Below are 12162 nucleotides of genomic sequence, written 5' to 3'. Positions count from 1 at the left end.
TCGCCGGGTCCACGACCACGCACCGAGAGGCCCCTGAGATGCCCACGTACGCCTACCGCTGCAAGGACTGCGGCCACGCCTTCGACGCCGTGCAGTCCTTCTCCGACGACGCCCTCACCGAGTGCCCCGTCTGCGGCGGCGTCCTGCGCAAGCAGTACGGCTCGGTGGGCGTCTCCTTCAAGGGCTCCGGCTTCTACCGCACCGACTCGCGCGGCGGCGCCCCGTCCTCGACGCCGGCCGCCCCGTCGAGCGGCGCCGCCTCGTCCACCGGGACGTCCTCCGGCTCCTCCGACTGAGCGCGGGGCGGGGACGACGCCGGCCCGCTCGGCCCCGTCGCCGCCGTCAGCCCCGTCGCCGCCGTCAGCCCCAGTGCGGCGGGCGCTGCTCCAGGAGCCAGCGCCCGAGCTCGTCCGCGGGCTGGGGCCGGTCCGCGCCCGCCGCCGAGGTGACGGCGCGGCCCCGCGACACCGCGGGGCGGGACGGCGTCGCGTCACCGGCCGTCTGGGCCCCCGGCAGGGCCGGCCCTGGCAGCGTCGGCTCCGGCAGAGTCGGCTCGGGACCGTCGGCGGAGGCGGGGCCGGTGCCGGCCGCGTCGGCGCGGCGGTGGCCCCGCCGGCGGCCGGGCTCAGGACTCGCCGTCGGCGTCGTCCTCACCGTCCTCGTCGACCTCCTCGAGGGGCAGGCCCAGGCGGCCCACGAGACGCGCGGCCACCGACTCGGGGTCGGCGAACACGTCGATGGCCCAGAGGGTGTCCGTGTCCCAGCCACGGGCCTCGAGCCGCTCCGGCAGGCGCCGGGAGCGCTCGCGCACGGACTGCTCGCGGTAGGCGTCCCCGCCGTCGGAGACGAGCGCCAGCGGGCGCACCCGGCCCCGCTCCCCCGCGGCGTCCGCGGCGGCGAGGTCCATGGCGCCGCCGTAGTGCGCGGCCACGAGCGCGTCCTCGGCCGCCAGGCGGTCCCGCAGGTCCAGGAGCAGCGGGTCGCTCAGCCGGCCGGCGGGCGCGGCCTCGGCGTCGTCCAGGGCGACCTCCAGCATCCTGCGGAAGGCCAGGGCCCCGCCGTCGAGCCGGTCCGCGTCCAGATCCGCCGCCCGCAGCGCGGTGACCACGTGCATGCGGGCGCGGGCGCGGGTGAGGGCCACGGTGAGCATGCGCTCGCCGTCCGGGTCGGAGAGCGCGCCGAAGTGGTGGACCACCCGCCCGTGCGGGGTGCGCCCGTAGCCGGGGGTGAGGATGACGGCGTCGCGCGTCACCGTCGACGCGCGGAGCACCGGCACGATCACGAACGGCTCGCGCTCGTCGCCGTCGGTGCGGCCCCGGGCCAGGAAGTCCGCCGCCCACGGGGCGCGGGCCGCGGTGGCCTGCACGGCCCCGGCCACGCGGCGGGCGTGCTGCTCCGAGACCGTGACCACGGCGAGGGACTCCTCGGGGCGGTCGCGGATGTGCTCGAACACGCGCTCCACCGTGCGCGCGACCTCGGCGTCCGTGGACTCGACGACGTCCCCGCCGGTCATGGGGATGCCCACGCCCTCGGCGACGTACTCGGCGGTGAGGGTCCGCCCGCGGCCCGTGAACTCGGCCGCGGTGGGCAGCGCGTCCACCGCGCCCTCGTAGGCCACGTGGGAGACGAGGCGCACCAGGGAGCGCGGCAGGGGGCGGTGCACGTGGCGCAGGTCCAGCACCGGCAGGACCTCCGCGAGCGCGGAGAGGGCGGAGCGCAGCGGCCGCAGGGGCCCGGCGGTGGCGGTGGGGTCCACCGACACCTGGAAGGACTGCGGGCGGCCGATGGCCGGGTCGCCGAACGCCACCACCTGCGGGGCGCGCGTGAGGGCCCCGGCCACGGTGGCCAGGGCGGTCGCGTCGGCCTCGAGGAGGATCACGACGTCGGCGTCCCAGTCCGGAGGGAACTCCGTCAGGGCCATCGGGGAGGTGGTCACGATCGGCACGAGCGCCTGCAGCAGCCCCGGCGTGATCGTCGCCAGCGACTCCACGGACGGGCGGCCCTGCTTCAGCAGGGAGCGCAGCACGGCGGCGTCGGCCCGGTAGGTGCCCAGCGCCGCCTTCCACGCCGCGCCGAGGGACGCGGCGAGGCGGGCGCCGCCGGAGTCCAGCAGCGTGCGGTCGGCGGCGCGGAAGCCCTGCTCCACGGCCGTCAGGTCGGCCCCGGACATCATGGCCAGGAAGTCGTCCCCCGAGATCATGGCCTCCAGCGCGGACTGCCACCAGGCCAGCTCGAGCTCGGCCGGCAGCGCCGCCACGGGCACCTCCCGGGCGTGCAGGTCCTCCAGCAGCTCGTTCAGGCCGTGCTCGCGCAGCTCGTCCAGGACGAGGGTGCGCTCGGGGAGGGTGGCCAGGGTCGGCCGGTCGGCGACGAGGCCGTCGACGGCGGCCATGAGGTCGTCGACGTCCTGCTCGGCCAGCGGTGTGCCGGCCGTGGCCTCCGGGGCCAGGACCTGGGAGAGCCGGTCCAGCGCGTCGAGGACGTCCCTGACGGCCGGGCGGGCGTGGTCGGCCATGTCCGGGACCATCGGGGTGGACCCGGGGATCGCGGTCCAGCGCCGCCAGTCCTCGAGGATGCCCTCGACCTCCATCAGCTCCTGGTGCAGGTCCGGCACCTGCACGCCGGGCTTCACGGCGTCCTTGGCGGCGCGGCGCAGGCGGGAGCGCTGCACCGAGGACATCTCGACGGCGTTGCTGCGGCGCCACTGGCTGGACGCCGTGGCCGTGACCAGCTGCGGCACGTCCAGGGAGAACACCGAGGGGTCCATCGCGGTGAGAGCGCGCTCCACGCGGGCGAACAGGTCGGACTGCTCGGCCCAGCCGTCCACGGTCCGCGGGCGGCGCAGGCCGGCCTGGTCGGCGGCGGCCTCCACGGCGCGGCGGGTGGTGTAAAGGGTGCCGGCCAGGTGCTCGACGAGCTCGCCGGCAGCCTCGGTCTCCTGCACGTTGCGCACGCGGGCGCCGAACCAGCGGGAGGCGGTGGCGTCCCGGTCGAAGGCCCCGAGCTCGCCGGCGCGCGTCAGGCGCCCGGCCACGGCGTGGCGGTCCACGGTGGAGTCGAGCACGGAGCGCTTCAGCCGCACGGTGGTGGCGGGCGGGGTGTCGAGGGCCGTGAGCGAGGCGAGCGCCTGCATCGCCTGGAACGGCGAGCAGCCCCAGCGGGGGCGGACGTGGTGGAGGGAGTCCACATGCTCGCGCAGGCGACGGCGCAGCTCCTCGAGCTCGGCGTCCGCGGCGGCGCGGTCCGGGGCGGACGCCCGCTCGGCGCGGAGCACGGCGGCCACGAGCTGTCGGCGCAGGTCCTCCGGGTCCGCGTGGGCGGGGACGTCCAGGGCGGCGTCCCGCAGGCCGGCCTGCGCGAGTCGGGCGTGCACGTCGGCGAGCGCGGAGGAGCGCTCGGCCACCACGAGCACGCGACGGCCCTCCCAGGCCAGGCGGGCGGCGAGGTTCACGGCCGTCTGGGTCTGGCCGGTGCCGGGGGCGGTGCGCACCACGAGGGACTCACCGGCGGCGGCGTGGTCCAGGGCGCGGAGCTGGGACGGGTCGGCGTCGAGCACCAGGCGCTCGTCGGCCGGGGGCAGCTCGTCCTCGTCCGGGCGGCCGGTGGGGCGCAGCTCGGCCGGGCGGGGCACCATGCCCGTGCCGACGTCGTAGAGCGCCTGCACCACGGGCAGGTGCTCGAGGGACTCGGGCAGCGTGGCGGTGTCCCCGAGGTCCGCGAACGTGGAGACCAGCAGGGTCTCCTGGACCTCCAGGCCCTCGACGCCGGCCGCCTCCTCACGCAGCAGGGCCAGGGCGGGGCCGGGCTCCAGGCGGGAGGTCGCGTAGGCGGCGTGCTGGTAGGCCTCGGGGTCCAGGCGCAGCCCGTGGTGGCGGCGCAGGTTGCGCACGAGCGCCGGGTTCAGGTGCGCGTGCTCCACGATCTGCAGCTCGACCTCGTCGCGGCCGCGGGCGCCGGAGCGCACGCTGAACGCCAGTCGGGCCAGGAGCACGGGGGCGGTGCGGCGCTCCCGCCGACCGTCCTCGACGGCCGACCAGGTGGCCACGCCGAGGGCGAGGGCGCCGACGTCGATGCCGCGCTCCTCCCCCAGCTCCCGGACCTTGGCGCGCAGCGCGGCGGCGACCTCCTGGGCCGCGTCCAGCTCCGGCCCGGCCGGCAGCAGCGTGGACAGGCGGGTGCGCCGGCCGAGCAGCAGCTGGGACAGGCCGGAGGTGCCGGCGCCGGTGAGGTCGATGCTGTTCGCCGCCGAGGGGGCGAACCGCAGCATCGTGTCCGACTCCGCGCCGGAGCCCAGGGACGCCACCCACGCGGCCGGGTCGGGCCGCTCCTGGTCCTGCTCCGCGGGGCGCACGGCTGCGCGGGCGCGGGCCAGCCGCGGGAACTCCTGCTCGGTCACGTCGTGGTGTCCTTCCTCAGCTTGCTGTCCTTCCGGCCCTGGGCGGCCGGCACCTCACGGTCGCGCGGGGCGCGCCCGGCTCACTCCCACTCGATGGTTCCCGGGGGCTTGGAGGTGACGTCCAGGACCACGCGGTTGATGCCGTCCACCTCGTTGGTGATGCGGTTGGAGATGCGGGAGAGCACCTCGGAGGGGATGCGGGCCCAGTCGGCGGTCATGGCGTCCTCGGAGGTGACCGGACGCAGGACCACCGGGTGGCCGTAGGTGCGGCCGTCGCCCTGCACGCCCACGGAGCGGACGTCGGCGAGCAGCACCACCGGGCACTGCCAGATCTGCCGGTCCAGGCCGGCCGCGGTCAGCTCGGCGCGCACGATCGCGTCCGCCTGGCGCAGGAGGTCCAGGCGCTCCTGGGTGACCTCGCCGATGATCCGGATGCCCAGGCCCGGGCCCGGGAACGGCTGGCGGTGCACGATGCCCTCGGGCAGGCCGAGCTCGGCGCCCACGGCGCGGACCTCGTCCTTGAACAGCTCACGCAGCGGCTCGCACAGCTCGAACTCGATGTCGTCCGGCAGGCCGCCCACGTTGTGGTGCGACTTGATGTTCGCGGTGCCGTCGCCGCCTCCGGACTCGACCACGTCCGGGTAGAGCGTGCCCTGCACGAGGAACCTCACCTCGGGGGCGTTCGGGTCGTGGGCGGACTCCAGGACGATGTCCGCCTGGGCCTTCTCGAAGGTGCGGATGAAGCGCTCGCCGATGATCTTGCGCTTCGCCTCCGGGTCGGTGACCCCGGCCAGCGCGGCGAGGAAGTCCTCGCGGGCGTCCACCATGACGAGCTTCGCGCCGCCGTGGGCCTCGCCGAAGGCGCGCTCGATCTCGTCCGACTCGCCCTGGCGCATCAGCCCGTGGTCCACGTACACGCAGGTGAGGCGGTCGCCGATGGCGCGCTGCACCAGGGCCGCGGCCACGGCGGAGTCCACGCCGCCGGAGAGGCCGCAGATGGCCCGGGCGTCGCCGATCTGCTCGCGGATGCGGGCGACCTGCTCCTCGATGACGTTCTCCGCCGTCCAGTCCTGGGACAGGCCCGCGCCCTCGGTGAGGAAGTTCGCCAGGATCTCCTGGCCGCGCTCGGAGTGGCCCACCTCGGGGTGCCACTGCACTCCGAAGATCCGCCGCTCGCGGTCCTCGAAGGCGGCCACGGGGGCGCCCGCGGTCACCGCGGTGACGGCGAAGCCCTCGGGGGCCTCGGTGACGGCGTCCCCGTGGGACATCCACACGACCTGCGCGGCGTCCTGGCCGGCGAGCAGCACGGAGCCGCCGTCCGCGGACTCCAGACGGGTGGAGCCGTACTCCCGGGTGCCGGTGCGGGCCACGGTCCCGCCCAGGGCGTGGGCGATCGACTGGAACCCGTAGCAGAGGCCCAGCACGGGCACCCCGGCCTCCAGCAGGGCCGGGTCCAGCTGCGGGGCGCCGGCCTCGTACACGGAGGACGGGCCGCCGGAGAGGATCAGCGCCGCGGGGCGGCGGTCGAGGATCTCCTGGGCGGGCGTCGAGGACGGCACCACCTCGGAGTACACGTTCGCCTCGCGCACGCGGCGCGCGATGAGCTGCGCGTACTGCGCGCCGAAGTCCATCACCAGGACGGTGGGCAGGACGTCGTGCAGCGGCGCGGGCTGGTCACGGGTGGGCTCGTTCTGGGTCACCCGTCAAGGATAGACGAGGGCGTCGCCACCGCCGGGCGGCGTCAGCACCGTCGGGCCGCGTCAGTACCGCCGGGCGGCGTCGGGGAACTGCGCGAGCTCCTCGCGCACCTGCCCGGAGACCTTCCGCTCCACCACGAAGGACAGGAACGGCACCACGCCGCCGCCCGCCATGGCCAGCAGGCGGCCCGGGGCCCAGCGCATCAGCGACCACAGGCGGAAGCACGCGAGCAGGTAGACGACGTACATCCAGCCGTGCGCGATCAGGATCGCCAGGGACAGGTTCACGCCTCCGGTCACGGACTTCTCCGGGGCCAGGCCGAACCCATGGGGCTCGCCGTCCACGGTGGTGCCGCCGGCGAACAGCTCCTGGTGCAGGCCGTACTTGAAGACCATCTCCGCCACGAGCAGCAGGAGCATCACGCCGGTGATGTACGCGCAGACCTTGTAGATGCGGTCCGCCGAGACGATCTGCTGGCGGGTGCCGGCGAACCGGCGCACGGCACGCCCCGGCCGCGGCGGCGGCGCGGGGAGGTCCGCCTCGGTGATGTCCTCGGGGTCCGGCAGGGTCGCCGGGTCCACGGGCGCCTCGCCCGCGCGGGCGGCCTCGCGGCCGGCGTCGTGATGGGGCTGGCTCATGCCTGGCCCTCCTTCCTCGGGCCCGCGGGCCCGTCCTGAGGTTCCTGGTGTGCGGCGTCCGGCGCGGTCTCCCCCGCCTGCCAGGCGGCGTAGGCGCGGGCGGCCGCCTCCTTCTCGCGGCGGGCGCGCTCGCGCCGGCGCTCCAGCTCCTCCGCGCGCCACCGTGCGGCCCACTGCGCGTCGAGCTCGGCCTCCTGCTCGTCGCGGAGGTGGTCGTCCCGGACGAACCGCCACCACAGGAACAGGGCGAACCCGGCGAAGAGCAGCCACTCCACCCCGTAGAACACGTTCAGCCAGACGACCTGGGACTCCTCAGGCTGCGGCGGCACCCACACGGGCTGCAGCCCGCCGTCCCGCGCTCCCGCGGACACGTCCGCGCCGGCCGCGTCCGTGACCCCGAAGGCGGCCACGTAGGCGGCGTAGGCGGGCACGTCCCATGCGTTGACGAGCTGGCCCGGGGAGAGCGTGGAGAACGCGGGGCGCCCAGCGGTGTCCTCGCCGGCGTCGGCCGGGCTCACGGGGCCGTCAGGGGGCAGCAGGCGGCCGGTCACGGTCACCTCGCCCGTCGGGGCCGGGTCGACGACGTCGGCGGCCTCGGACCAGCCCCGCACCACGGGGACGGTCTCGCCGTCCGGGGCACCGGCCACGCGGAAGGCCGTGACGGTCCACCACCCCTCACGCCCGTCCGAGAGGCGCGGGCCGACGAGCGCGTCCGTGCCGGGCACGAACTCGCCTCGGGCGGAGACGACCTGGTCCGCCTGGGAGGCCAGCAGGGGCTCCCCCGGGCGGACGTGCTCCGTCAGCGGCACGGCGTTCTCGGTCTGCGTGCGCGGCGGCGGGGCGGCCGTCTCCGACGACGCGAACTGCCACCGGGAGAGCAGCACGAACGCCGTGGCCGCCACGAGGGCGAGCACGAGGGTCGCGAGCCACTTGGGCTTGAGGGCGGTGCGGAGCAACCGGGGACGTCCTGTTCCGGGAGGGGCGGGCCGGTCCGGCCCGCGCGCGGTCAGTGGGTGCGGGCGCCCGTGACGAGCACCTCGACCTTCTGGAAGTCCTTGAGCTCCGTGTAGCCGGAGGTCGCCATGGCGCGCTTGAGGGCGCCCATGAGGTTGGAGGTGCCGTCCGTGGTGTGGCCGGGGCCCCAGAGGACCTCCTCCAGCGGGGCCACCTGGCCCACGCGGGTGCGGTGCCCGCGGGGCAACTCCGGGTGGGCGGCCTCCAGGCCCCAATGCCAGCCACGGCCGGGGGCCTCGGTGGCGCGGGCCAGCGCGGTGCCCAGGGTGACGGCGTCGGCGCCCATGGCGATCGCCTTGACGATCTCGCCGGAGGTGCCCACGCCGCCGTCGGCGATCACGTGCACGTAGCGGCCGCCGGACTCGTCCATGTAGTCGCGGCGCGCCTCGGCGATGTCCGCGATGGCGGTGGCCATCGGCACGCGGATGCCCATGGCACGGCGGGTGGTGGTGGACGCGCCGCCGCCGAAGCCCACGAGCACGCCCGCGGCGCCGGTGCGCATCAGGTGCAGCGCCGGGGTGTAGCCGGCGGCGCCGCCCACGATCACGGGGACGTCCAGCTCGTAGATGAACTGCTTGAGGTCCAGCGGCTCGTGCGTGGAGGAGACGTGCTCGGCGGACACGGTGGTGCCGCGGATGACGAACAGGTCCACCCCGGCGGCGAGCACGGTCTGGGAGAACTGCTGGGTGTTCTGCGGGGTCAGGGAGCCCGCCACCACGACGCCGGACTCACGGATCTGCGCGAGGCGCTCGGTGATCAGGTCGGCGCGGATGGGCGCGGAGTAGATCTCCTGGAGGCGGCGGGTGACCTCGGGGCTGCCGGCCTCGGCCTCCATGGCCGCGATCTCCTCGAGCAGGGGCTCCGGGTCCTCGTGGCGGGTCCAGAGGCCCTCGAGGTTCAGGACGCCCAGGCCGCCCAGGCGGCCCAGGGCGATCGCCGTCTCCGGGCTCATCACGGAGTCCATCGGCGCGCCCATCACGGGCATGTCGAACGTGTAGGCGTCGATCCGCCAGGACAGGTTCACGTCCTTCGGGTCCCGCGTGCGCCGCGAGGGCACCACGGACACGTCGTCGAAGGAGAAGGCCTGCCGGCCGCGCTTGCCTCGTCCGATCTCAATCTGGTTCGTCACCGGGCCAGCCTAGCCCAGGCCCGCGGCGGCGGGCCCGGGACCGCTCACTTGGAGCGGTAGTTGGGGGCCTCCACCGTCATCATGATGTCGTGCGGGTGGGACTCCTTCAGCCCGGCCGTGGTGATGCGCACGAAGCGGCCGTTCTCCTTGAGGTCCACGATGGTCGGTGCGCCCGTGTAGAACATGGTCTGGCGCAGGCCGCCCACCAGCTGGTGCACCACCGAGGCGATCGGTCCGCGGTACGGCACCTGGCCCTCGATGCCCTCGGGGATCAGCTTGTCCTCGTCCGGCACGTCCGCCTGGAAGTAGCGGTCCTTGGAGAAGGAGCGCGTGCCGTTGCGGGTCTGCATGGCGCCCAGGGAGCCCATGCCGCGGTAGGCCTTGAACTGCTTGCCCTGGTAGAACACCAGGTCGCCCGGAGACTCGGCGGTGCCGGCCAGCAGGGAGCCCAGCATGACGGAGTCGGCGCCGGCCACCAGGGCCTTGCCGATGTCGCCGGAGTGCTGCAGGCCGCCGTCGGCGATCAGCGGCACGCCGGCCGGGCGGGTCGCCTTCGCGGCCTCGTAGATCGCCGTGATCTGGGGGACGCCGACGCCGGCCACCACGCGGGTGGTGCAGATCGAGCCCGGGCCCACGCCCACCTTCACGGCGTCCGCACCCGCGTCGACGATGGCCTTGGCGCCCGCGTAGGTGGCCGCCTGGCCGCCGATGACGTCCACATGCGCGGCCGCCTTCTCCTTCTTCAGACGCGCGATCATGTCCAGCACGCCGTGGGTGTGGCCGTTGGCGGTGTCCACCACCAGGGCGTCCACGCCGGCCTCCACGAGGGTCATGGCGCGCTCCCAGCCGTCGCCGAAGAACCCGACGGCACCGCCGACGCGCAGCCGGCCCTCGTCGTCCTTCGCCGCGTCCGGGTACTTCTCCGCCTTGTCGAAGTCCTTGATGGTGATCAGGCCGGTGAGGCGGCCGGCGTCGTCCACCAGGGGCAGCTTCTCCACGCGGTTCTGGGAGAACAGGTGCAGGACCTCCTCGCGGGAGATGCCGTCCTGCGCGGTGATCAGCGGCATGCGCGTCATGGCCGTGTCCACCGTGCGCGTGTCCCACTCCTCGTGGGGGATGAAGCGGGTGTCGCGGTTGGTGATGATGCCCAGCAGGGTCATGTCCTCCGCCACCACCGGCAGGCCGGAGACGCGGTACTGGGCGCAGAGCTCGTCCAGCTCGGCGAGGGTGGCCTTCGGTCCGATGGTCACGGGGTCCGAGATCATGCCGGACTCGGAGCGCTTGACCGTGTCCACGTGCTTGGCCTGGTCCTCGATGGACAGGTTGCGGTGGATGATGCCCATGCCGCCCTGGCGCGCGATCGCGATGGCCAGGGGCGCCTCGGTGACGGTGTCCATGGCCGCGGACACCACGGGGATGTTCAGCCGGATGTTCCGCGTGAGCTGCGTGGAGGTGTCCGCGTCCGCCGGGATCACGTCGGTGGCGTTCGGCAGGAGGAGGACGTCGTCGTACGTCAGGCCGAAGAAGCCGAAGGGATCCTCGGAGGCGTACACGGGATCGGAGGAGGGACCGGTGCTGGTGCTCACGGCTGGCCTTTCAGGACGGGGACGACGGCGCCCGTCCAGTGTAGGGCCGCGGCTCCGGCCGGGCGGGTGTGGGAGGAACAGCGTCGGGGCCCCGGACATTCCGCCCCCGGACCACCTGTGGCACGGGTCTCGGCCGGGCCGGCCGTCGGCGGGGACGCCTGCGGCGCGCGCCACACCGACGTCATGGGGGGAAACCCGATTCCGATCTCTGGTAAGGACGGCCCTACCCTTCCCGGATGACCTCGCACCCCTCCTCCCCCGCCTCCGGGGCGTCCACACCCGCGCGCCGCCGCCGGCTCCCCGCCTGGACCGGCAACTTCGGCTGGCAGATCGCCGCCGCCCTCGTCCTCGGCCTGCTCCTCGGCCTCGCCGCCCGGGCCATGGGCCACACCCCCGACTCCCCGACCTGGCTCGGCGAGACCCTCGCCCTCATCGGGTCGATCTACGTGCAGCTGCTCAAGGCGACGGTCGTCCCGCTCGTGTTCTTCGCCGTCGTCGCCTCCGTGGCCAACCTCGCCCAGGTGACCAATGCCGCCCGCCTGGCCGCCAAGACCCTGCTGTGGTTCGCGATCACCAGCTTCATCGCCGTGCTGATCGGCCTGGCCGTCGGCGTCGTGATGCAGCCCGGCGTGGGCACCGGCCAGTCCGCACCCGAGGGCTACCAGGCGCGGACCGTCACCTGGCTCGACTTCCTGACGTCCATGGTCCCGGTGAACATGCTCGGCCTGACCGTGAAGACCACCGCGGGCGACGACGGCGCCCTCACCTCCACGCCGTCCTTCCAGGTGCTGCAGATCCTGGTCATCGCGATCGCCGTGGGCGTGGCCGCCCTCAAGGTCGGCGAGAAGGCCGAGCCGTTCCTCGCGTTCTCCCGGTCCGTGCTGGCCGTCATCCAGAAGGTCCTCTGGTGGATCATCCGCCTCGCCCCCCTCGGCACCGTCGGCCTGCTCGGCAACGCGGTGGCCTCCTACGGCTGGTCCACGATGGGCACGCTCGTGAAGTTCGTCGTGGCGGTCTACGTGGGCCTGGCGCTCGTCATGCTCGTCGTCTACCCGCTGCTGGCCCGCGTGCACGGCCTGTCCGTGAAGCAGTTCTTCACCGGCGTCTGGCCCGCCTTCCAGATGGGCTTCGTGTCCCGCTCCTCGCTCGGCACCCTGCCCGTCACCCAGCGCGTGGCCGAGCGCAGCTTCGGCGTGCCCACCGGCTACGCCTCCTTCGCCGTGCCGCTGGGCGCCACCACCAAGATGGACGGCTGCGCGGCGATCTACCCGGCCGTGGCCGCCGTGTTCGTGGCGCAGTTCTACGGGATCGACATGACCCTCGGCCAGTACGCCCTCGTCGTGCTGGTCTCGGTCCTCGGCTCCGCCGCCACCGCGGGCACCACCGGCGCCACCGTGATGCTCACGCTCACCCTGTCGACGACCGGCCTGCCCCTGGAGGGCATGGCCCTGCTCCTGGCCGTGGACCCGATCGTGGACATGGGCCGCACCGCCGTCAACGTGTCCGGACAGGCCCTCATCCCCGCGCTCGTCGCCCAGCAGGAGGGCATCCTCGACCGGACCCGCTACGACGCCGAGCGCGGCGACGTCATGGCCGACGAGGACGAGACCATCGTCGAGGCCCGTCACGACGACGCCCGCGGCGCGTCCCGGGCGGACCTCACCGAGGCCGGCTCCGCCCGCTGAGCACCCCCGGACGCGA

The 12162-nt window shown here is 74.7% G+C and carries 8 protein-coding genes; 2 read left to right on the top strand and 6 right to left on the bottom strand.

Annotated features, from left to right (window positions below; translation table 11 throughout):
• The first annotated feature begins 38 nt into the window (after positions 1 to 38).
• Entirely contained in the window at positions 39 to 296 is a 258-nt protein-coding gene (locus KW076_RS05805) for an FmdB family zinc ribbon protein (protein ID WP_224356635.1), read from the top strand.
• A 329-nt stretch (positions 297 to 625) separates the two neighbouring features.
• Here KW076_RS05805 and KW076_RS05800 read toward each other — a convergent pair whose 3' ends face one another.
• The 6 genes from KW076_RS05800 to guaB all read right to left on the bottom strand — a co-directional run bounded on the left by KW076_RS05800 (position 626) and on the right by guaB (position 10461).
• Complete coding sequence (locus KW076_RS05800; protein WP_224356634.1) at positions 626 to 4396, bottom strand: hypothetical protein; 3771 nt, start codon at positions 4394 to 4396, stop codon at positions 626 to 628.
• An 80-nt stretch (positions 4397 to 4476) separates the two neighbouring features.
• A complete protein-coding gene (gene guaA, locus KW076_RS05795) occupies positions 4477 to 6096 on the bottom strand; it encodes a glutamine-hydrolyzing GMP synthase (protein WP_286670238.1) in 1620 nt (539 codons plus the stop codon).
• Positions 6097 to 6156: 60 nt separating this feature from the next.
• Positions 6157 to 6732 carry a DUF3817 domain-containing protein gene (locus KW076_RS05790; protein ID WP_224356633.1) on the bottom strand — a complete coding sequence of 192 codons (576 nt, stop codon included), beginning with the start codon at positions 6730 to 6732 and terminating at the stop codon, positions 6157 to 6159.
• Positions 6729 to 7688 carry an SURF1 family protein gene (locus KW076_RS05785; RefSeq protein ID WP_224356632.1) on the bottom strand — a complete coding sequence of 320 codons (960 nt, stop codon included), beginning with the start codon at positions 7686 to 7688 and terminating at the stop codon, positions 6729 to 6731. The genes KW076_RS05790 and KW076_RS05785 overlap by 4 nt, the downstream gene beginning before the upstream one ends.
• A gap of 50 nt (positions 7689 to 7738) precedes the next feature.
• Positions 7739 to 8875 carry a GuaB3 family IMP dehydrogenase-related protein gene (locus tag KW076_RS05780; RefSeq protein WP_224356631.1) on the bottom strand — a complete coding sequence of 379 codons (1137 nt, stop codon included), beginning with the start codon at positions 8873 to 8875 and terminating at the stop codon, positions 7739 to 7741.
• A 44-nt stretch (positions 8876 to 8919) separates the two neighbouring features.
• Entirely contained in the window at positions 8920 to 10461 is a 1542-nt protein-coding gene (guaB, locus tag KW076_RS05775; protein ID WP_286670237.1) for an IMP dehydrogenase, read from the bottom strand.
• Positions 10462 to 10697: 236 nt separating this feature from the next.
• On the opposite strand from guaB, the gene KW076_RS05770 reads away from it, so the two are divergent.
• A complete protein-coding gene (locus KW076_RS05770) occupies positions 10698 to 12146 on the top strand; it encodes a dicarboxylate/amino acid:cation symporter (RefSeq protein WP_224356630.1) in 1449 nt (482 codons plus the stop codon).
• Positions 12147 to 12162 lie beyond the last annotated feature (16 nt).

It is taken from the genome of Micrococcus porci, assembly GCF_020097155.1.
GTDB lineage: Bacteria > Actinomycetota > Actinomycetes > Actinomycetales > Micrococcaceae > Micrococcus > Micrococcus porci.
This window is presented reverse-complemented; position numbering and strand designations above follow the sequence as displayed.

Bases quoted from the DNA above. Each gene is read 5' to 3' on its own strand.
- KW076_RS05805 (WP_224356635.1), top strand. From the start codon at position 39: ATGCCCACGTACGCCTACCGCTGCAAGGACTGCGGCCACGCCTTCGAC.
- KW076_RS05790 (WP_224356633.1), bottom strand. From the start codon at position 6,732: ATGAGCCAGCCCCATCACGACGCCGGCCGCGAGGCCGCCCGCGCGGGC.
- KW076_RS05770 (WP_224356630.1), top strand. From the start codon at position 10,698: ATGACCTCGCACCCCTCCTCCCCCGCCTCCGGGGCGTCCACACCCGCG.